The following is an 18853-nucleotide window of genomic DNA, read 5'->3' as shown; positions in this document are numbered from 1 at the left end:
GATGGCCGTGGCCCAGGTCCTCCGGTCGGAGTGGACCAAGATCAGATCGGTCAACTCCACGGCCCTGACCCTCAGCCTCGCCGTCGTCGTCTCCGTCGGTCTCGGCATGCTGATCAGCGCCCTGTCGAAGAACGAGTTCAAGAACCTCTCCGCCGAGGACAAGCTGACCTTCGACGCGACCTTCACCTCGTTCGCCGGTCTCACCCTCGGGCAGCTCGCCCTCGTGGTCTTCGGGGTCCTGGTGGTGGCGAGCGAGTACAGCACGGGCATGATCCGCACCTCGCTGGCCGCGGTCCCGCAGCGCGCCACGTTCCTCTTCTCCAAGGTCGCGGTCGCCGCGCTGCTCGCCCTCGCCACCGCCCTCGTCACCAGCTTCGCCGCGTTCTTCCTCGGCCAGTGGATGCTCGGCACCCACCACACCGACCTGGGCGCCCCCAACGTGCTGCGCGCGGTCATCGGCGCCGCCCTCTACATGACCCTGATGGCGATGTTCGCCATGGGTGTCGCGGCGATCCTGCGCTCCCCCATGCTCTCCCTCGGCATCCTCATGCCGTTCCTCTTCCTGGTCTCCCCCATCCTCGGCAACGTCTCGGCGACGAAGAAGGTGGCCCAGTACTTCCCCGACCAGGCGGGCTCGAAGATCATGCAGGTCGTGCCCCCGCCGGGCGACGACGCCCCGTACGGGCCCTGGGGCGGCCTCGTGATCCTGGTGGTGTGGGTGGTGGCGGCGCTGCTCGTCGGCTACGCGCTGCTGAGGAAGCGCGACGCCTGAGACCGGGCCGGCGCGGGGCCCTCGGGCCCCGCCGATCCCTTTACCCACTCTTGGCCGGAACCGTCAGCCTCCGGATATCCTCCTAACCCTTACGGGGGCGTGCGCCACGACGTCCTGAACCTTTCAGAAACTTCCGATGGGTGCGGAGAATGATCGAGGCAGTCGGCCTGACGAAGCGCTACGGCGCCAAGACAGCCGTGTACAACCTTTCCTTCCAGGTGCGGCCGGGGACCGTCACCGGCTTCCTCGGACCCAACGGTTCGGGCAAGTCGACGACGATGCGCATGATCCTCGGCCTCGACCGGCCGACCACCGGACATGTGACCATCGGCGGCTACCCGTACAACAAGCTGCCCAACGCCCCGCGCCAGGTCGGCGCCCTGCTCGACGCGAAGGCGATGCACGGCGGCCGGGCCGCCCGCAGCCATCTGCTGTGCCTGGCGCAGCTCGCCGGCATCCCGGCCCGCCGCGTCGACGAGGTGCTCGGCGTCGTGGGCCTCCAGGACGTCGCGAAGCGGCGCTCCAAGGGCTTCTCGCTCGGTATGGGGCAGCGGCTCGGCATCGCGGCGGCGCTCCTCGGCGACCCGCAGGTCCTGCTCTTCGACGAGCCGGTCAACGGACTGGACCCCGAGGGCATCCTCTGGGTCAGGAACCTGATGCGATCGCTCGCCGCCGAGGGCCGCACCGTCTTCGTCTCCTCGCACCTGATGAGCGAGATGGCGCTGACCGCGGAGCACCTCATCGTCATCGGGCGCGGGCAACTGCTCGCCGACATGAGCGTCAAGGACTTCATCTCGCACAACTCGGCCGACTTCGCCCGGGTCCGCACCCCCGACTCCGAGCCGCAGCAGCGCGAGAAGCTGACGGCCGCGCTGACCGAGGCCGGCGGCCAGGTGCTGCCCGAGCAGGACGGCGGGCTGCGCGTCACCGGTCTGCCGCTGCCGCGCATCAGCGACCTGGCGCACGAGGCGGACGTCCGGCTGTGGGAGCTGTCGCCGCACCAGGCCTCGCTGGAGGAGGCGTACATGCGGATGACGCAGGGCGCCGTCGACTACCGCTCGACCACCGACCAGCTCGCGGGCTTCCAGCAGCCCCTGCCGCCCGGCGTGCTGCCGCCGCAGCCGCTGCCGGTGGCCGGACAGGGCCAGCCGGGCTGGTACGCCCCGCCGCCGCCCCACGCGCAGCCCCCGCAGGCGCCGCCGGTGCACAACCCGTACGCGGCAGCGCCCCCGCAGCAGCCGCCCACCGCCGCCGCCCCGACGATGGACAAGGACGCCCGATGAGTACGCCGACCACGCCGAGCACACCCTACGCCGCTCCGCAGCAGCCCCCGGCGGCGCACGACCGCCCGGCGGGCCCCGGCGCGTACACCTCGCCGATCCCCGTGCGCCGGGCCCACCTCGGTGACGCGCTGGCCTCGGAGTGGACGAAGATCCGCTCCGTGCGCTCGACGATGTGGACGCTCGGCGTGATGGTCCTGCTGATGGCGGGCATCGGTCTGGCCTCGGCGGCGATCATCGCCTCGTCCGACACCGAGCAGCCCCGTCCCGAGGAGGCGCTGAGCTTCGGTTTCTTCGGCGTGCTCCTCTCGACGATCTGCGTGATCACGCTCGGCGTCCTGACCATCGCGTCGGAGTACGGCACCGGCATGATCCGCACGACGATGACGGCCTGCTCCAGCCGCAACCGGGTGCTCGCCGCCAAGGCCATCGTCTTCTTCGCGCTGGTCCTCGTGCTGACCACCGTGCTCGCGGCGCTGGTGGGCGCGCTCCAGCTCGGCATCCTGGGCATCGACTCGCCCCGTGGTTCGCAGTGGTTCAAGGCGACCGTCGGCGTCGGTCTGTTCGTCGCCCTGCTCGGCCTGGTCGGGCTCGCCGTCGGCACGCTCGTACGGCACTCGGCGGGCGCCATCACCATCATGATCGGCATCGTGCTGCTGCCGCTCGTCCTCGCGATGTTCATGTTCTCGGACTCGCTCAAGGACGTTCAGCAGGCCCTCTTCGAGTACTCCATCCCCAGCCAGCTCGCCGTGCTCTACGACACCTCGGTGGCCGGCGGGTCGGGCCCGTCCGGCTGGGACCCGCTGTGGATCATGGGCCTGATCGCGGCGGTGGCGCTCGGCGGCGCCTTCCTCACGCTCAACAACCGCGACGTGTAGACGTACGGGCGCACAGAGCGGGCCCGCTCAGTACCGCGGCGCGCTCCGGGACCGCTGCACCCTCGTGGTGCGGCGGTCCTTCGCGTTCCAGCACGCCTTGTGCCAGTGCCGCCGGTCGTCCACGCCGCCGTACTCCGGCCACGCCACGACGTGCGCGACACCGGACGGGATCCCCTGGTCGCAGCCCGGGCAGCGGTACGTCTTGCCGGCCGCGCTCGCGCCCGCCACGTTCCGTACGCTCCACTCCTCGCCCTGCCAGCTCTCGGTGGACTGGAATCCGCCGTAGCGCCGCCCCTCGTCCTCGGTGCTGCCTGCGGACCATCCGCCGGCCTTGGGGCGGTTGCGACGCGGGGACACGGCTCACCTCACGAGGACTGTGTACGGGGAGGGGGTTCCCGTCCAGCGTACGCCGAAGGGACCGGGGTACACGCCCGTCACCGCCTCCATGCGCTTTGTCAAGGTTCTCCGGAAAATCTGCCAATCTGCACGCTCAGCCGTGCCTTTGGCACTTGTCACCCGTTAATGCCCTCAGGGGGAGTACCCGCGTCGGCGCCAAGAAAGGCAGGAGTGCGATGCGTGTAGGAACGTTTGTACTGGCCGCTCAGTTCCCGGGCCAGGGGCAGGGGGAGGCGCTGCACCGGGCGGTGCGGTCGGCCGAGGTCGCCGAGGAGGCGGGCCTGGACTCGGCATGGCTCGCCGAACATCACTTCGTGCCGTACGGGACGTGCCCGTCGGCGATCACGCTGGCCGCGCTGCTGCTCGGCCGCACCCGCACCCTGCGGGTCGGCACGGCGGTGAGCGTGCTGCCGACGGCGCATCCGGTGGCCCTGGGCGAGCAGGCCGCCCTGCTGCACCTCACCTCGGGCGGGCGGTTCTCGCTCGGCGTGGGACGCGGCGGGCCCTGGGTCGACCTGGAGGTCTTCGGCGCGGGCCTCGAAGCGTACGAGCAGGGCTTCCCCGGCTCCCTCGACCTGCTGCTGCGCTGGCTGCGCGAGCCCCGGGTGGCGGGCGACGGCGGGCGGTTCGCCTTCCGCGAGGTGCCGGTCGTGCCGCGCCCCGCCGAGGCGATCGGCGAGGCGGATCCGGCGGGCCCCGAGGTCGTCGTGGCCTGTACGTCGCCGGGGAGCGTGCGGCTCGCCGCCGAGCGGGGCCTGCCGATGCTCCTCGGCATGCACATCGGCGACGAGGAGAAGGCGGGCATGGTCGACCTCTGGCGGCGCTCCGCGCGAGAGGCCGGGCACCCCGGCGCCGAGGCGGCCTCGACGGCCCATGTCTCCGCCGGTGTCGCCCAGATCGGCGACCGCCCCGCGGAGGCCAGGGAGGCGCTCCTGAAGGCGATGCCGGGCTGGTTGAAGCAGGGCCTGGACGCGCATGTGACGGTGGACGGGCGCGCGCGGGCCATGCGGGACCCTCTCGCCTACACGGAGCTGCTGTGCGACCTGCATCCGGTCGGTACGCCTCGGATGTGCGCGGACCGGCTCGCGGCCACGGCCGAGCGGACCGGCATCACCCGCTTCGCGCTCCTCGTCGAAGGCTCCGGCGACCTCGCGACGACCGAGGAGAACGTGCGGCGGCTCGGCGCGGAGGTGCTCCCGGCACTCCCCCGGCTCGGCTGAGGCCGACGGATCCCGCCCCACCGTGCCTGTCGGCCCGTACTGATGCACCTCCCGCGTACGGGACGACAGGCATTCCGGTTCAGCCGTCAGCAGTCACGGAGTTCGGGTGACTGGTTGAGCAACTGATTGCGGGCCGAGGTGAAGCGGGCCAGCGTCTCGTCCACCGACGGGTCCTGCGGGAACACCGCGACCCGGTGGCAGTTCTGGAACGCCAGCCGTACACCGAAGTGCCGCTGGAGCGCACCACGTATCGCGTCACTCGCGAGCGCACGCAGTAGCTGTCCACGCGCCTGCTCGTCCGGCGGCGGCGTCTGGTTGTCGGCGAACTCGCCGCCGTCAACCTTCAACTGGGCCACCAGGGAGCTGACCATCTCCCATGCGTAAGGCAGGGAGGTCCGGACGCAGTCGACGAATTCCGCTTCGTCGACCTCGCCTCGCTCGGCCTGTGCCAACAGTGCCGGTGAGACGTCGAGCGACATGGGTTCTCCTCTCGCACCCCCAAGGGAGCGGGGGTTGACGGACAGACCAGGAGCCCACGGACGTACGGCCATTGAACACGCAGCGTGCACGCGCCGCGACCTCCTGCTTCTACGGTAAGCAACGCATCCGGGCGGCAACAGGGCGTGGAGCGCACGGTTCGCACACAACCGGCCAATAACGAACGGGGGAGTTCTGGGGCGAATCGCGTGCACCCGTGGGCGTCGAGTAGCGTTGCCGACCATGCGTCTTGTCATCGCCCGCTGCTCCGTGGATTACGCGGGCAGGCTCACCGCCCATCTCCCTCTCGCCCCCCGCCTGATCCTCGTGAAGGCGGACGGCAGCGTCTCCATCCATGCGGACGACCGGGCCTACAAGCCCCTCAACTGGATGTCGCCCCCGTGCACCCTCAAGGAGGGGACCGGGGACGAGGCCGGCACCTGGACCGTCATCAACAAAGCGGGCGAGAAACTGATCATCACGATGGAGGAGATCCTGCACGACTCCTCGCACGAGCTGGGCGTCGATCCGGGCCTCATCAAGGACGGCGTGGAAGCACACCTTCAGGAGCTGCTCGCCGACCGTATCGACACGCTCGGCGAGGGCTACACGCTGATCCGCCGCGAGTACATGACGGCGATCGGCCCGGTCGACATCCTGTGCCGTGACGCCGACGGGCAGACCGTCGCCGTCGAGATCAAGCGCCGCGGTGAGATCGACGGCGTCGAGCAACTCACGCGCTATCTGGAGCTGTTGAACCGCGACCCGCACCTCGCGCCGGTCCGCGGCATCTTCGCCGCCCAGGAGATCAAGCCGCAGGCGCGGGTGCTGGCGACGGACCGCGGCATCGGCTGCGCCGTCCTCGACTACAACGCCCTGCGCGGCATCGAGGACGACAAGCTCCGCCTGTTCTGACCCGTCCCGGCGCTCCCCTACATCACGGCGCCGCCGCCCCCGGTCCCGCTCGCGCTCACGCTCGGGGAGTTCGCCGCACCGCTACTCACCGGCGCGCCGCTGACAGGGCTGCCGGCCGAGGTGGACGTGCCCGGTGAGGTCGCCGGCGGAGACGCCGGCGGCGGGGACGAGACCGGCGGGTCGGGGCTCTCCGGCGGCTTGGGGGACGTCGACGGCTTGCTGGTGGGCGGCTTCGGCGACGTCGGGGGCCTGCTGGTCGGGGGCTTGGACGTCGTCGGCTTGCCGGGCGACTTCGTCGGGTCGTCCGGCGTCCCGGAACCGCTCGGGGAGTCCGAAGGCCCGCCGCTGCCGCTGCCACTGGCCGACGGTGCCGGATCGTCCGAGGTGCCCGGGATGCCGTCCACGCCGGGATCGGTCGGCCCGGGCAGCGCGCCACCGCCACCGCCGCCCGCGTCACCCTGCTCGGCCTCCTCGGCGCCGAGGCCCCCGCTGTTCTCCCCCGCCGTCGCCGACGGGTTCGTGCCCACCTTGTCGGAGGACGGGTCATCGTTGCCGGACATGGCGCCGAGCGTCACGACCGTGCCGAGCACCGCCACGAGCAGCGCACCGGCACCGGCCGCGACCAGGTTGCGCCGGGTGCCGCTGACGATCGACCTCCGGGTGGGCGCCTTGCCGCCGAGCACCGTCGGGGCGGGCACGGGCGAACCCTGCCGGGTCACCACCGTGTCCGGCTCGCGCGGCGGCTCGGGCAGGGCGAACGCGGCCGGGACGCCTCCGGGCGGCGACGCCGACTCCTCGTACATCGCGTCCGGGACTTCCTCACCGGCCGGTGTGCGCCCGCCGGGCAGGGCGCCGCCCGAGCGGTCAGCGACGAGCGCGAGGGCCCGGCGTCCGGCGATCGTGCCCCGCTTGTCGGCGAGGGCGCCGCGCAGGCCGATGGAGGCCTCCAGCTCGGCGCGGGCCCGGTCGAGGTGCCCGCCGAGCAGCGCGAGGATGCCCAACTCGTGGTGGAAGTAGGCCTCTTCGGATACGTCACCGGCGAGCCGGGCCGCTTCCTGGCCCGAGCGCAGGGCGCGCTCCCAGGCGCCGCGAACCAGCCCGGCGGCGAAGGCGGGCGCGGCCGCGCGGGCCAACTCCACGGAGGCGCTGGTCTCCTCCTCGGCGGGCGGCGTCGTCACCGGGACGAGGACGGAGAGCGCGGCGAGCACGGCGTCGGCCTCGGCGGCGACCCGCTCGGGCCCGACGGAGGGGTGCCCGGCCCACCAGGCGTAGTGCCGGGCGGCGGTGTGGGCGTACTCGACGGTGTCGTCGCCGTATCCAGCGGCCTCCAACTGCACCTGTACGCCGGACGCGAGGCGGTAGTGGCTGCCGACCGGGGTGACGAGGGCGCAGGAGACGAGTTCGGCGAGGGCCGCGTCGGCGTGCGTGTCCCCGACGAGCGCGGGCAGGTGCGCCTGGTGCGGGAGTTCACCGCCGAGCGCGACGGCGAACCGCAGGGTGGCGCGGGCCGATTCGCTCAGCCGGGACGCGAGCAGCGCGGCGGGCGCGGCGGCGTCGGCGAGCGAGGGCAGCGGTATGTCGGGGGCGTCCTCGGCGTCGAGGGCCGCGTCGACCGGATCGGCCTCCGCCCCTTCGTGGGTGCCGAAGGCGTCGAAGGCGCCCTGGTCGGCGCGGAGCACGTCGCGCTGCCGCAGCAGGGCTCCGGCCTGCGCGAACCGCAGCGGCAGCCCCTCGGACTCGAACCAGAGGTCACCGGCCCACTGCGCCTCCTCGTCGGTGAGGACGCGGCCGACGGCGCGCTCCAGGAGTTCCAGGCTGCTGCCGCGGCCGAGCCCGCCGAGGAAGACCTCCTCCACCTGGGAGTCGGCGGACGGCGCGGCGACCTCGGGCGTCGCCGCCAGCAGGAAGGCGCACTCGGGTGTCGCGTCGAGGAGTTCTTCGAGTGCGGCGCCGCCGAACTCCAGGTCGTCGAGGACGACGACGGCGCCGATCTCGTGGACGAGTTCGAGCAGCAGGGCGCGGTCGGGGCGGTACAGCGGCGCGTCGTACACGGCGCCGAACAGCTCGTACAGGAGGTCGTCGGCCGTGCGCCGGTGGCCGGACAGGCGGACGACGCCGTCGGGCGCGATCTCGGCGCAGTCCTCGGCGATCCGGTCGAGGAGCACGGTGCGTCCGGCGCCGGACGGCCCGGTGAGGCGGACGGAACGGCCGCGCGCGAGGAGGCGGACGAGGCGCTCGCGCTCCTCCTGGCGCTCCAGGAGCGGCAGCCGGGGCAGCGTGGGCCCCGGCGGCAGCGGCGGCTGGGCCGCGCGCGCGAGCTCGGCGCGCTCCGTGGCGTCGTACTTGACGGGCCTGCCGGGGCGCTCTCCGGGCGGGCAGGGTTCGATCTCGCTGCCGTCGACCGGGTTGACGGTGAGCAGGTAGTCGCCGGAGACGAGCTGCACGGTGCGGGCGAGCGCGGGCGACGGCTGGCCGAAGTCGGGTGTGAGCGGATCGCGCGGCGGTCGCTGGCGGCCACTGCCGGCGGACATGTCCTCGCGCCGGTCCTGGCTGAAATCTTCCGGTCCCCGGTTGTTCGGGTCCATGGTCAAAGCCCCCCAAAAGCGTGGTGCGCCGCTTGCCCCTCCCGGCCTGTGCACACTGCGCTGTCGCTTCTGGTCCGGTGCCCGCGTGGCGGGTTCGTCATTATCGCGGGCGACCGAACCCTAGACCTTGGCACAGTATCTATGAACAGTCGGGGTCCCGCGCCGTCCGAGACGTCACAGTCTCGTGAGGATTGTGGGCACTTCCCACAGGAATGAATGGTTCATACCCGGGGCAGCGACTCGACGCCGATGCCGCCCTCGATGGCCAGGATGCGGTGCAGCCGGGTGGCGACCAGCAGGCGCTGCATCTGGGGCGGCACCCCGCGCAGCACGAGCCGGCGCCCGCAGCGGCCGGCGCGCCGGTGGGCGCCCATGATGACGCCGAGACCGGTCGCGTCCCACGAATCGAGTTCGGACAGGTCGAGCACGAGGTCGCCGAGGCCGGTGTCGACGGCGGTGTGCAGGACCGTACGGGCGTCCGCCGCGCTGCGGACGTCGAGGCGGCCCCCGACGACCAGCTCGGCGTGGTCGCCCCTGATGTGCATATGCGCTCCCCGTGAAAGGCAGAAGGGTTCGGGTACTCAGGTCATCGCTCAGGTGATCTGGGTATGTCACTGGAACTGACTCACTGGTACCGACTCACTGAGACTGACTCACTGGAACTGACTGGACCGGAGGGCCAGAAGTTGCCGTCTGTAAGCGAACCGATACCCAATTCACCCTGACGGGTGACATGGCGTCAGAGCGCGCCTCAGGCGTGCTTGTAGAAGCCCTGCCCGCTCTTGCGCCCGATGTCACCAGCGTCAACCATCCGGCGCATCAGCTCCGGAGGGGCGAACTTCTCGTCCTGGGACTCGGTGTAGATGTTGCCGGTCGCGTGCAGCAGGATGTCGACGCCCGTGAGGTCGGCGGTGGCCAGCGGTCCCATGGCGTGGCCGAAGCCGAGCTTGCAGGCGGTGTCGATGTCCTCGGCGGTGGCGACGCCCGACTCGTACAGCTTCGCGGCCTCGACGACGAGGGCGGAGATGAGCCGGGTGGTCACGAAACCGGCCACGTCGCGGTTGACGACGATGCAGGTCTTGCCGACGGACTCGGCGAACTCCCGCGTGGTGGCGAGGGTTTCGTCGCTCGTCTTGTAGCCGCGCACGAGTTCGCAGAGCTGCATCATCGGGACCGGCGAGAAGAAGTGCGCCCCGACGACGCGCTCGGGGTGCTCGGTGACCGCCGCGATCTTGGTGATCGGGATGGCGGAGGTGTTGGAGGCGAGCACGGCGTCGGCGCGCACGATCTTGTCGAGCGCGCGGAAGATCTCGTGCTTGACCTCCAGCTTCTCGAAGACGGCCTCGACGACGATGTCGGCGTCGGCGACCGCGTCGAGATCGGTGGTCGTGGTGATGCGGGCGAGCGCGGCCTCGGCGTCCTCGGCCGTCAGCCTGCCCTTGCCCACGAACTTGTCGTACGACGCCTTTATGCCGTCGGTGCCACGGGTGAGGGCTTCGTCGGTGACGTCGCGCAGGACGACGTCCCAGCCCGCCTGGGCGGAGACCTGGGCGATGCCGGACCCCATGAGACCGGCTCCGATGACGGCGAGCTTCCCTGCCACGTGCGACTCCCTCTTACCGCTTACCGCGTACCCACGTACGGCGCGACCGCTGTTCACATTGCTCTTTTGCGGACCCTAGCGTCCGTGAGGGGCGGTGTGACCGCTAAGAGATGCGCGTCACGTCTCGAATGACGGACATCACACCGGTGCGGGCCCGTAAGGCGTCATCAGGCGTCGCGTACGGCGTAGTTGAGCACCTTCTCGCTCAGCAGTTCCTCGATGTCGTCGAGGACGCCGAGCATCTGCCGGGAGACCTCGGCCGGTGTGCCGCCCGCGAGCATGCGGCGGCCGATGGTCGCCATCACGGTCTGGTGGACCCAGCCGATCTGACCGGCGATCAGGTCGGGCAGCGGGTCGTCGGCGTCGGCGCCGGTCTCCTGGCGCAGTGTGTCGGTGAGGTTGTCGTGGACCTCCTGCTGGATGGCCCACAGGCGGGAGCGGAGCGCCGGGGCGCCGTGGACGACGCGCATGAAGTCGCTGTAGCCGTCCATCAGGCCGACGCGCGGCGAGACGGCCTCGATCTCCTCGCGCAGCTCCCGCAGGACGGCGGCGGCGGCCGACTCGCCCGGGCCGCGGCCCCGCACCCAGCGGGACATGCGGTCGACGACGCCCTTGGAGCGGTCGAGGAACAGGTCCTCCTTGGCCGGGAAGTAGTTGTAGACGGTGTTCACGGAGACGTCCGCGGCGTGCGCGACCTCCGCGACGGTCACCGCGTCGAAGCCGCGCTCCAGGAAGAGTCCGGTCGCCACATCCGAGATGTACTGCCTGGTCCGGCGCTTCTTGCGCTCTCTGAGCCCTTCGGCCGGCCCTTCCGCCGACTCCTTCGCCTGTCCCTGTGCCATGGGCCGATCCTAGCCATTCGGTGGCCCTTCTGAAATTTTGGTGACGTTGCAAAATTTCAGTGACTCTGTTTTTCTGGCGGGCATGGCAGTCATCAGCGCGTCCGGCCTCGCCCGGACCTTCCCCACGAAGCAGGGCCCGGTGGACGCCGTCCGCGGCATCGACCTGCGCGTCGAGCCCGGCGAGATCCTCGGCTTCCTCGGCCCGAACGGCGCGGGCAAGACCACGACCCTGCGGATGCTCACGACCCTGCTGCCGCCGACCGGGGGCGCGGCGACCGTCGCGGGCCACGATCTGGTGAGCGACCCGGCCGGGGTCCGGCGCTCCGTCGGTTACGTGGCCCAGTCCGGCGGCGTCGACCCGTCCGTCTCCGTCCGCGAGGAACTGCTCACCCAGGGCCGCCTCTACCGCCTGACGAAGGCGCGGGCGCGCGACCGCGCCGAGGAACTGGCGGCCGACCTCGGCCTCACCGGCCTGCTGGACCGCAGGACCGCCGCGCTCTCCGGCGGCCAGCGGCGCCGCCTCGACATCGCCCTCGGGCCCACACACCGCCCGCAGGTGCTCTTCCTCGACGAGCCGACGACCGGGCTCGACCCCGGCAGCCGTGCCGACCTGTGGGAGCTGGTGCGCGGGCTGCGCGCCGCGCACGGCACGACCGTCTTCCTCACCACGCACTATCTCGACGAGGCCGACGCGCTCGCGGACCGGATCGTCGTCGTGGACAAGGGGGTCGTGGCGGCCGAGGGCACGCCGAGCGCGCTCAAGCTCGCGTACGGCGGCTCGATCGACGCGACGCTCCAGGACACCTTCCTGGCGATCACCGGACGCGGCCCCGCGCCCGTGGACCCGGCCCCGGTGGCGGTGTGAGCACGATGAAGGACCTTCTCTCCGACACCCGCCTGATCTTCGGGCGCTACGCCCGGCAGACGCTCTCCTCCCGGTTCCAGATGCTCTTCGGCATCCTGACGCCGCTGCTGTACCTGCTGTTCTTCGGACCGCTCCTGACCGATCTGCCGCTGAGCGCGACGGGCAGCTCCTGGCAGGTCCTGGTCCCGGGCCTGCTGCTCCAACTCGGCCTGTTCGGCGCCTCGTTCAGCGGCTTCGGGATCATCCTGGAGAAGAACCTCGGCGTCGTGGAGCGGATGCGCGTCACCCCCGTCAGCCGGCTCGCGCTGCTGCTCGGCCGGGCCTTGCGGGACACCGCCCTCTTCCTCTTCCAGGCGGTCCTGCTGGTGCTGGCCGCGCTGGTGATGGGGTTGCGGGCGCCGCTCGCCGGGGTGCTGATCGGCTTCGGTTTCGTGGCGCTGCTGACGGTCTCGCTCGCGTCGCTGTCGTACGCGCTCGCCCTCAAGGTCCACACCCCGCAGGAGTTCGGGCCGGTCGTCAACGCAGTCACCGTGCCGTCGATGCTGCTGTCCGGGCTGGTGCTGCCGATGGCGCTCGCCCCCGGCTGGCTCGACGCGCTCTCGCACGTGATGCCGGTCCGCTATCTGGTGGACGCGATGCGGGACGCGTACGTCGGCCGGTACGCGACGGCGCACATGCTGTACGGGTCCCTGGCCGCGCTCGCCTTCGCCGCGCTCGCCGTGACGGTGGGCACACGTGTCTTCCGCGCCGCCGGAGGGTAACTACGCTGGCCGCATGGTCAATCTGACGCGCATCTACACCCGTACCGGGGACCAGGGCACCACGGCCCTCGGGGACATGAGCCGCACCGCCAAGACGGATCTGCGGATCTCGGCGTACGCGGACGCCAACGAGGCCAACGCGGTGATCGGCACCGCCATCGCGCTCGGCGGTCTCGACGAGGAGGTCGTCAAGGTACTCACCCGCGTCCAGAACGACCTCTTCGACGTCGGCGCCGACCTGTCGACGCCCGTGGTCGAGAACCCCGCGTACCCGCCGCTGCGCGTGGAGCAGTTCTACGTCGACAAGCTGGAGGCGGACTGCGACCGCTTCAACGCGGAGCTGGAGAAGCTGCGGTCGTTCATCCTGCCCGGCGGCACGGCGGGCGCGGCGCTGCTGCACCAGGCGTGCACGGTGGTGCGGCGGGCGGAGCGCTCGACGTGGGCGGCGCTCGACGTGCACGGCGAGACGATGAACCCGCTGACGGCGACGTACCTCAACCGCCTCTCCGACCTCCTGTTCATCCTGGCGCGCACGGCCAACAAGGAGGTCGGGGACGTGTTGTGGGTGCCGGGCGGGGAGCGTTAGGAGACGTCCGCCGGCGCCTTCTTCGGGAAGACCGTGTAGCTCAGCGCGATGACCAGGTTGAGGGCGATCACGAACAGCATCCTCTGCTGCCACGCGGTGAGGGACCCGGTCTCCCCGTCCCCGTCGACGTACCAGATGGCGCCCTGCAACAGGGCGATGGCGATGAGCGAGGCGAGGGTCCACAGCCCGGCGAGCCGCCACTCGTGCAGCGCGCGGGGCATCCCGTACCGGGGCGTCGACGGAGGCGGGCCGCCCGCGAAGCGGTGGGCGACGCGGACGTCCACCCACCTGACGGTGTAGTGGCCGAGCGCGACGGAGTACCCGATGTAGACGGCGGCCAGGCCGTGTTTCCAGTCGGGTGCGGCGCCGTTCCTCAGGTCGACGGCCGTGGCCACGAACAGGACCACCTCCAGGAGCGGCTCGCACAGCAGCACCGCGAGGCTCGCACGCGGCATCCTGGCCCAGTACCGCAGGGCGAGACCGGCCGCCAGCAGCACCCAGAAGCCGACCTCGCAGAGCACGATCAGCGTGACGATCACGGTGGACCCCTTCCGTCTCCGGCCTCTTCCGCCTCCCTCCAGGGTCACCGCCGTCCGCCGCGTGATCGTCGTCGCCAGTGACGACGTGCGGCTGCATCCTTCGATGTAGCGGGCGCCCGCCCGGCTTCGTCCCGCGGCACCATGCCGGGCCCGCGCGCTCCGTGTTGGATGGACCCATGCGCCTTTCGCCGCCCCGCCCGCACCGCGACGACGTCCGGATCGCCGCAGTGGGGCTGCTGGGCGGCCTCGCGCTGTGGGGCATCGGGCTCGGCATGAACACCGGGCGGCTGCTGGACGGCGCGTGGCTGCTCGTCCCGCTCGTCGCCATGTCCGCCCTGGAGCTGCTGCGCCGGGCCCGGCCGCGGTTCGCGCTGGCGGCGGGCACGCTCGTCCTGGGCGCCGACCAGCTCACCCAGGGCAGTCTGGCGACGGTGCTGATGTTCACCGACGTGATGTACGCCGCCGCGCTGTACGGGACACCGGCCGCGGCCCGACGGCTGCCGGTCTCCACCGGCCTGATCACGGTCGCCACCACGCTCGGCTTCCTCGCCTGGTGGCGGCAGCCGGAGGCGGTCCTGGTGGGCGTCATGACCGGGCTCGTCGCGTTCGGTCCCGCGGCGACGGGCGCCCTCGTCCGCAACCACCGCGACCGGGCCGCCGAGGAGCGGCTGCGGGCCGAACAGACCGCGCTGCTCGCCGAGATGGACCGGGCGCAGGCGGTGACGGCGGAGCGCGCGCGGATGGCCCGCGAGCTGCACGACATGGTGGCCAACCACCTGTCGGCCATCGCCATCCACTCCACGGCGGCCCTCTCCATCGACGAGCCGGCCACGACACGCACCGCCCTGGAGACGATCCGGGAGAACAGCGTCGACGGGCTCGCCGAGATGCGCCGCCTCATCGGCATCCTGCGGGACTCCAGCGGCGACACCGAGCCGGTCGCCGCCCCCTCCCTCGACGGCCTCGGCGCGCTGGTCGAACAGGCCCGCACGAACGGTCTCGACGTCGGCCTGACCCTGACCGGGCCCACCGGCGACCTGCCCGCACCCGTCGGACTAGCCGCCTACCGCATCGTCCAGGAGTCCCTGACGAACGCGCTGAAGCATGCCTCGACGGGCCGCGTCACGGTCGCTGTCGAGCGCACGGGCGAGCGGATCGAGGTGCGCGTGCTCAGCCCCTACGGGGACCGGGACGGGCCGCGCGCGCCCGGTTCCGGCGCCGGGCTCGTCGGCATGCGGGAGCGTACGGCGCTGCTCGGCGGCGCGTTCGAGGCGGGCCCCGAGGAAGCCTCGCCGTGCACCAAGGTCTGGCGGGTCCTCGCCACTCTGCCCCTCGACACCCCGACCCCCTCACCCGAAGGAGAGCCCGCGTGATCCGAGTGCTCGTCGCCGAGGACCAGTCCGCCGTACGGGCCGGACTCGTCCTCATCCTGAACAGCGCGCCCGACATCGAGGTCGTCGGCGAGGCGGAGGACGGCGAGCAGGCCGTGGACCGGGCCCGCGCGCTCCGGCCCGACGTGGTGCTGATGGACGTGCAGATGCCGCGTCTCGACGGGGTCTCGGCCACCCGGGCGGTGGTCGGCGAGGGGCTCGCGGACGTCCTCGTCCTGACCACGTTCGATCTCGACGAGTACGTCTTCGGCGCGCTGCGGGCCGGGGCGGCGGGGTTCCTCCTGAAGAACACCGACGCGAAGGACCTCATCGCGGGGGTGCGGACGGTCGCGCGGGGCGAGGGTCTGATCGCGCCGGCCGTGACACGCCGGCTGATCGCGGAGTTCGCGGCGGGCGCGGACCGGTCGCAACCGCGGCCCGCTCCCCCGGCGTTGGCGACGCTGACGCGGCGCGAGCGGGAAGTGCTCGGCCGGCTCGGCGAGGGGCTGTCCAACGCGGAGATCGCGGCACGTCTCGACATGGCCGAGGCCACGGTGAAGACGCACGTCAGCCGCCTGCTCGGGAAGCTGGAGCTACGCAGCCGGGTGCAAGCGGCGATGCTCGCGCAGGAGTTGGGGCTGTAGCGCTCGGGGTGCCGTGGGGAAGGTTGGCCGAAACCGTTAATTGGTTTAGACCTTGACCGATGGTCCAGACCTTTCTATTCTCGCCGCACTGCGGTGAGCACACCCCCCACCCCGGTGCTCACGGGCGTCGCAGGGTTCCGTCCCCCGTCAGCGAACCCAGGACCACCGAGGAGCACTCGATGCGCTCAAGTGACGTACCCCGTCCACGACTCCGGCACAGAACCACCGCCGCGCTGACCACGCTGCTGCTGCCCGCCGCCGCCCTGGTCGGTCTCGCCACCCCGTCCCACGCCGCCGCCGAGGCCACCGCGGTCACGGCCACGTACGCCAAGACCCAGGACTGGGGCAACGGCTTCGAGGGCAAATGGACGATCAAGAACTCCGGCAGCACGACGGTGAGTTCGTGGGCCGTCGAGTGGGACTTCCCCACGGGGACGAAGGTGACCTCCGCCTGGGACGCCACCGTCACCAACTCCGCGAACCACTGGACCGGCAAGAACCTCTCCTGGAACGGGACGCTCGCCCCCGGCGCCTCGATCTCCTTCGGCTTCAACGGCTCCGGCACCGGCGCCCCCACCGGCTGCAAGATCAACGGCGCGTCCTGCGACGGCGGTGACATACCCGGTGACGCGGCCCCCTCGGCGCCCGGCACCCCGACCGCCTCCGCCATCACCGACACCTCGGCCAAGCTCTCCTGGTCGGCCGCCACCGACGACAAGGGCGTCAAGAACTACGACGTCCTGCGCGACGGCGCCAAGGTCGCCACGGTCACCGGCACCACGTACACGGACAGCGGCCTCACCGCGGGCACCGACTACTCGTACACGGTCCAGGCCCGCGACACCGCCGACCAGACGGGCCCGGTCTCCGGCGCCGTGAAGGTCCACACCACCGGCGGCGGCACCGACCCCGGCAACCCCGGCACCGGTGACAAGGTCAAGCTCGGGTACTTCACCGACTGGGGCGTCTACGGCCGCCAGTACTACCCGAAGAACCTGGAGACCTCCGGCTCGGCCGCCAAGGTCACCCACATCAACTACGCCTTCGGCAACGTCCAGGGCGGCAAGTGCACCATGGGCGACGCCTACGCCGACACGGACATGGCCTACACGGCCGCGAACTCCGTCTCCGGCCAGGCCGACACCTGGGACCAGCCGCTGCGCGGCGCCTTCAACCAGCTCCGCCAGCTCAAGGCCAAGCACCCGAACCTGAAGATCCTGTGGTCCTTCGGCGGCTGGACCTGGTCCGGCGGCTTCACGGAGGCCGCGAAGAACCCGGCCGCGTTCGCCGAGTCCTGCTACAACCTGGTCGAGGACCCGCGCTGGGCCGATGTCTTCGACGGCATCGACATCGACTGGGAGTACCCGAACGCCTGCGGCCTGACCTGCGACACCTCCGGGCCCGCCGCGCTGAAGGGGCTCACCTCGGCGCTGCGCGCCAAGTTCGGCACGAAGAACCTGGTCACCGCCGCCATCACCGCCGACGGCTCGGCGGGCGGCAAGATCGAGAAGACCGACTACGCGGGCGCGGCCCAGTCCCTCGACTGGTACAACGTCATGACCTACGACTTCTTCGGCGCCTGGGAGGCCAAGGGCCCGACCGCCCCGCACTCCCCGCTCACCTCGTACTCCGGCATCCCGCAGCAGGGCTTCACCTCGGCCGACGCCATCGCCAAACTGAAGGCGCAGGGCGTCCCCTCGGCCAAGCTGCTGCTCGGCATCGGCTTCTACGGACGCGGCTGGACCGGCGTCACGCAGAAGGAGCCGGGCGGCACGGCGACGGGTCCGGCGGCCGGCACGTACGAGCAGGGCATCGAGGACTACAAGGTCCTCAAGACCAAGTGCCCCTCGAACGGCACGATCGCCGGTACGGCCTACGCGCACTGCGGCTCGGACTGGTGGTCCTACGACACCCCGGCCACGATCACCTCGAAGATGAGCTGGGCCAAGACGCAGGGTCTGGGCGGCGCGTTCTTCTGGGAGTTCTCCGGCGACACGTCCAACGGTGAACTGGTGACCGCGATCGACTCCGGCCTGAAGTAGGCACGGCCCCCTCAAAGACCGAAGCCGGGCTGGTGGGAACGCCCCCCACCAGCTCGGCTTCTTCCATGTTCACGCCACCTGATGTCAGGCCACGTTGACCCGCTGGCCGGGCGGGGCCGCCTCCAGCCACGCCAGGAAGCCGGTCAGGGCGTCCTCGCTCATCGCCAGTTCGAGCCGGGTCCCCCGGTGCGTACAGGCGAGGACGATCGCGTCCGACAGCAGGGCGAGCTCCTCCTCGCCCTCCGGAGCGCGCCGCCCGGTGACCTCGATGGCGGCCCGCTCAAGGACGCGCTTGGGGCGCGGCGCGTAAGAGAAGACGCGGAACCACTCGATCCGGTCACCGTTGTAGCGGGCGATGCCGTAACCCCAGCCCTTGCCCGCGGTGTCCGGGTCGTCAGGTCCCGGCGCGTCCCACCGCAGCGAGCAGTCGAACGTCCCGCCCGAGCGCTGGATCAGCCGGCGCCGCAGCCCGAAGACAAAGAGCCCCAGCAGTACGAGTACGACGACCGCGACTACGCACAGCACGAGAACGAGGACCATCTGCACCGACCTCCTCGCTTCTCGACAGATCCAAACGCCAGATAACGGAAAAGCAAAAACAGTTGTAGATCGCCTCAGCCGCGACCCGGTCCGGAGAGGGCATCTCCGGCCTGGGCCGCGGCTGAGTCGGGTCTACGGGCTCGCTGGGGTCAGCGGGCCGCCACCGCGCGCAGTCGGACGTCGGCACGACGCTCGGCGGACGCGTCGGCGTCCGACTGAGCGCGCTCCAGCGCCCGCTCCGCTCGCTGGACATCGATCTCGTCCGACAGTTCGGCGATCTCGGCCAGCAGCGACAGCTTGTTGTCCGCGAACGAGATGAAGCCGCCGTGGACAGCCGCCACGACCGTTCCACCGTCGCTCGTACGGATCGTCACCGGGCCCGACTCCAGCACACCGAGCAGCGGCTGGTGACCGGGCATGACGCCGATGTCGCCGGACGTGGTACGCGCGACGACCAGGGTGGCCTCGCCGGACCAGACACTGCGGTCCGCGGCGACGAGCTCGACGTGCAGCTCAGCAGCCAAGGTGGGCTCCTCGG

At 71.5% G+C, this 18853-nt stretch carries 20 protein-coding genes; 11 read left to right on the top strand and 9 right to left on the bottom strand.

Annotated elements, in window-relative coordinates:
• The first annotated feature begins 1 nt into the window (after window position 1).
• The 3 genes from ACIRF8_RS23860 to ACIRF8_RS23850 all read left to right on the top strand — a co-directional run bounded on the left by ACIRF8_RS23860 (window position 2) and on the right by ACIRF8_RS23850 (window position 2930).
• Window positions 2-772: an ABC transporter permease subunit gene (locus ACIRF8_RS23860; RefSeq protein WP_404217466.1), complete on the top strand. Its 771-nt coding sequence runs from the start codon at window positions 2-4 to the stop codon at window positions 770-772.
• A 149-nt stretch (window positions 773-921) separates the two neighbouring features.
• A complete protein-coding gene (locus ACIRF8_RS23855; RefSeq protein WP_404217465.1) occupies window positions 922-2055 on the top strand; it encodes an ABC transporter ATP-binding protein in 1134 nt (377 codons plus the stop codon).
• A complete protein-coding gene (locus ACIRF8_RS23850) occupies window positions 2052-2930 on the top strand; it encodes an ABC transporter permease (protein ID WP_404217463.1) in 879 nt (292 codons plus the stop codon). Before ACIRF8_RS23855 ends, ACIRF8_RS23850 begins: the two co-directional genes overlap by 4 nt.
• 27 nt (window positions 2931-2957) lie before the next feature.
• On the opposite strand, the gene ACIRF8_RS23845 is transcribed toward ACIRF8_RS23850, so the two are convergent.
• The gene (locus tag ACIRF8_RS23845) at window positions 2958-3287 is read right to left on the bottom strand and encodes an ATP/GTP-binding protein (RefSeq protein ID WP_404217462.1); all 330 of its coding nucleotides are present in this window, start codon (window positions 3285-3287) and stop codon (window positions 2958-2960) included.
• A gap of 215 nt (window positions 3288-3502) precedes the next feature.
• Here ACIRF8_RS23845 and ACIRF8_RS23840 point away from each other — a divergent pair, with 215 nt between their 5' ends.
• The gene (locus ACIRF8_RS23840) at window positions 3503-4546 is read left to right on the top strand and encodes an LLM class flavin-dependent oxidoreductase (RefSeq protein ID WP_404217460.1); all 1044 of its coding nucleotides are present in this window, start codon (window positions 3503-3505) and stop codon (window positions 4544-4546) included.
• An 86-nt stretch (window positions 4547-4632) separates the two neighbouring features.
• Here the strand turns inward: ACIRF8_RS23840 and ACIRF8_RS23835 are convergent, their stop codons facing one another.
• The gene (locus ACIRF8_RS23835) at window positions 4633-5025 is read right to left on the bottom strand and encodes an SCO5389 family protein (RefSeq protein WP_404217458.1); all 393 of its coding nucleotides are present in this window, start codon (window positions 5023-5025) and stop codon (window positions 4633-4635) included.
• Between the two features lie 241 nt (window positions 5026-5266).
• Between ACIRF8_RS23835 and nucS the strand changes: the two genes are divergently transcribed.
• Window positions 5267-5938 (top strand): endonuclease NucS, encoded by a 672-nt coding sequence (gene nucS / locus ACIRF8_RS23830; RefSeq protein ID WP_404217457.1) that lies wholly within the window; start codon window positions 5267-5269, stop codon window positions 5936-5938.
• Between the two features lie 17 nt (window positions 5939-5955).
• Here nucS and ACIRF8_RS23825 read toward each other — a convergent pair whose 3' ends face one another.
• From ACIRF8_RS23825 to ACIRF8_RS23810, 4 genes are all read right to left on the bottom strand, one after another.
• Complete coding sequence (locus ACIRF8_RS23825) at window positions 5956-8523, bottom strand: ATP-binding protein (protein ID WP_404217456.1); 2568 nt, start codon at window positions 8521-8523, stop codon at window positions 5956-5958.
• 221 nt (window positions 8524-8744) lie between these two features.
• Window positions 8745-9068 (bottom strand): STAS domain-containing protein, encoded by a 324-nt coding sequence (locus ACIRF8_RS23820; RefSeq protein WP_404217455.1) that lies wholly within the window; start codon window positions 9066-9068, stop codon window positions 8745-8747.
• A gap of 206 nt (window positions 9069-9274) precedes the next feature.
• Complete coding sequence (locus tag ACIRF8_RS23815; RefSeq protein ID WP_404217454.1) at window positions 9275-10126, bottom strand: 3-hydroxyacyl-CoA dehydrogenase family protein; 852 nt, start codon at window positions 10124-10126, stop codon at window positions 9275-9277.
• A gap of 167 nt (window positions 10127-10293) precedes the next feature.
• Window positions 10294-10968, bottom strand: a complete 675-nt coding sequence (locus tag ACIRF8_RS23810) for a TetR/AcrR family transcriptional regulator (RefSeq protein ID WP_404217453.1) — start codon at window positions 10966-10968, stop codon at window positions 10294-10296.
• An 82-nt stretch (window positions 10969-11050) separates the two neighbouring features.
• Between ACIRF8_RS23810 and ACIRF8_RS23805 the strand changes: the two genes are divergently transcribed.
• From ACIRF8_RS23805 to ACIRF8_RS23795, 3 genes are read left to right on the top strand one after another with little or no spacing between them, the layout of a single operon-like run.
• Window positions 11051-11833 carry an ABC transporter ATP-binding protein gene (locus ACIRF8_RS23805; RefSeq protein ID WP_404217452.1) on the top strand — a complete coding sequence of 261 codons (783 nt, stop codon included), beginning with the start codon at window positions 11051-11053 and terminating at the stop codon, window positions 11831-11833.
• Between the two features lie 5 nt (window positions 11834-11838).
• Window positions 11839-12594, top strand: coding sequence for an ABC transporter permease (locus tag ACIRF8_RS23800; RefSeq protein ID WP_404217545.1), 756 nt, complete (start codon window positions 11839-11841; stop codon window positions 12592-12594).
• A gap of 13 nt (window positions 12595-12607) precedes the next feature.
• A complete protein-coding gene (locus tag ACIRF8_RS23795; protein ID WP_404217451.1) occupies window positions 12608-13180 on the top strand; it encodes a cob(I)yrinic acid a,c-diamide adenosyltransferase in 573 nt (190 codons plus the stop codon).
• Here the strand turns inward: ACIRF8_RS23795 and ACIRF8_RS23790 are convergent.
• Entirely contained in the window at window positions 13177-13719 is a 543-nt protein-coding gene (locus tag ACIRF8_RS23790) for a hypothetical protein (RefSeq protein ID WP_404217450.1), read from the bottom strand. The genes ACIRF8_RS23795 and ACIRF8_RS23790 overlap by 4 nt on opposite strands.
• Window positions 13720-13895: 176 nt before the next feature.
• On the opposite strand from ACIRF8_RS23790, the gene ACIRF8_RS23785 reads away from it, so the two are divergent.
• The 3 genes from ACIRF8_RS23785 (at window position 13896) to ACIRF8_RS23775 (ending at window position 17775) form a co-directional block, all read left to right on the top strand.
• The gene (locus ACIRF8_RS23785; protein WP_404217449.1) at window positions 13896-15092 is read left to right on the top strand and encodes a sensor histidine kinase; all 1197 of its coding nucleotides are present in this window, start codon (window positions 13896-13898) and stop codon (window positions 15090-15092) included.
• Window positions 15089-15733, top strand: coding sequence for a response regulator (locus ACIRF8_RS23780; RefSeq protein WP_404217448.1), 645 nt, complete (start codon window positions 15089-15091; stop codon window positions 15731-15733). The genes ACIRF8_RS23785 and ACIRF8_RS23780 overlap by 4 nt, the downstream gene beginning before the upstream one ends.
• A gap of 179 nt (window positions 15734-15912) precedes the next feature.
• Window positions 15913-17775, top strand: a complete 1863-nt coding sequence (locus ACIRF8_RS23775; protein WP_404217447.1) for a glycosyl hydrolase family 18 protein — start codon at window positions 15913-15915, stop codon at window positions 17773-17775.
• A gap of 84 nt (window positions 17776-17859) precedes the next feature.
• On the opposite strand, the gene ACIRF8_RS23770 is transcribed toward ACIRF8_RS23775, so the two are convergent.
• Window positions 17860-18315 carry a DUF2550 domain-containing protein gene (locus tag ACIRF8_RS23770; protein WP_404217446.1) on the bottom strand — a complete coding sequence of 152 codons (456 nt, stop codon included), beginning with the start codon at window positions 18313-18315 and terminating at the stop codon, window positions 17860-17862.
• A 149-nt stretch (window positions 18316-18464) separates the two neighbouring features.
• Window positions 18465-18839: a F0F1 ATP synthase subunit epsilon gene (locus ACIRF8_RS23765; protein ID WP_018535372.1), complete on the bottom strand. Its 375-nt coding sequence runs from the start codon at window positions 18837-18839 to the stop codon at window positions 18465-18467.
• Window positions 18840-18853: the final 14 nt, after the last annotated feature.

This window comes from Streptomyces sp. NPDC102406 (assembly GCF_044765725.1).
Classification (GTDB): domain Bacteria; phylum Actinomycetota; class Actinomycetes; order Streptomycetales; family Streptomycetaceae; genus Streptomyces.
This window is presented reverse-complemented; position numbering and strand designations above follow the sequence as displayed.

Excerpts from the sequence above, each read along its gene's own strand:
- ACIRF8_RS23825 (WP_404217456.1), bottom strand. The coding sequence starts at position 8,523 with ATGGACCCGAACAACCGGGGACCGGAAGATTTCAGCCAGGACCGGCGC.
- nucS (WP_404217457.1), top strand. The coding sequence starts at position 5,267 with ATGCGTCTTGTCATCGCCCGCTGCTCCGTGGATTACGCGGGCAGGCTC.
- ACIRF8_RS23785 (WP_404217449.1), top strand. The coding sequence starts at position 13,896 with ATGCGCCTTTCGCCGCCCCGCCCGCACCGCGACGACGTCCGGATCGCC.
- ACIRF8_RS23775 (WP_404217447.1), top strand. The coding sequence starts at position 15,913 with ATGCGCTCAAGTGACGTACCCCGTCCACGACTCCGGCACAGAACCACC.
- ACIRF8_RS23820 (WP_404217455.1), bottom strand. The coding sequence starts at position 9,068 with ATGCACATCAGGGGCGACCACGCCGAGCTGGTCGTCGGGGGCCGCCTC.
- ACIRF8_RS23850 (WP_404217463.1), top strand. The coding sequence starts at position 2,052 with ATGAGTACGCCGACCACGCCGAGCACACCCTACGCCGCTCCGCAGCAG.
- ACIRF8_RS23835 (WP_404217458.1), bottom strand. The coding sequence starts at position 5,025 with ATGTCGCTCGACGTCTCACCGGCACTGTTGGCACAGGCCGAGCGAGGC.
- ACIRF8_RS23770 (WP_404217446.1), bottom strand. The coding sequence starts at position 18,315 with ATGGTCCTCGTTCTCGTGCTGTGCGTAGTCGCGGTCGTCGTACTCGTA.
- ACIRF8_RS23800 (WP_404217545.1), top strand. The coding sequence starts at position 11,839 with ATGAAGGACCTTCTCTCCGACACCCGCCTGATCTTCGGGCGCTACGCC.
- ACIRF8_RS23855 (WP_404217465.1), top strand. The coding sequence starts at position 922 with ATGATCGAGGCAGTCGGCCTGACGAAGCGCTACGGCGCCAAGACAGCC.
- ACIRF8_RS23795 (WP_404217451.1), top strand. The coding sequence starts at position 12,608 with ATGGTCAATCTGACGCGCATCTACACCCGTACCGGGGACCAGGGCACC.
- ACIRF8_RS23860 (WP_404217466.1), top strand. The coding sequence starts at position 2 with ATGGCCGTGGCCCAGGTCCTCCGGTCGGAGTGGACCAAGATCAGATCG.
- ACIRF8_RS23840 (WP_404217460.1), top strand. The coding sequence starts at position 3,503 with ATGCGTGTAGGAACGTTTGTACTGGCCGCTCAGTTCCCGGGCCAGGGG.
- ACIRF8_RS23805 (WP_404217452.1), top strand. The coding sequence starts at position 11,051 with ATGGCAGTCATCAGCGCGTCCGGCCTCGCCCGGACCTTCCCCACGAAG.
- ACIRF8_RS23810 (WP_404217453.1), bottom strand. The coding sequence starts at position 10,968 with ATGGCACAGGGACAGGCGAAGGAGTCGGCGGAAGGGCCGGCCGAAGGG.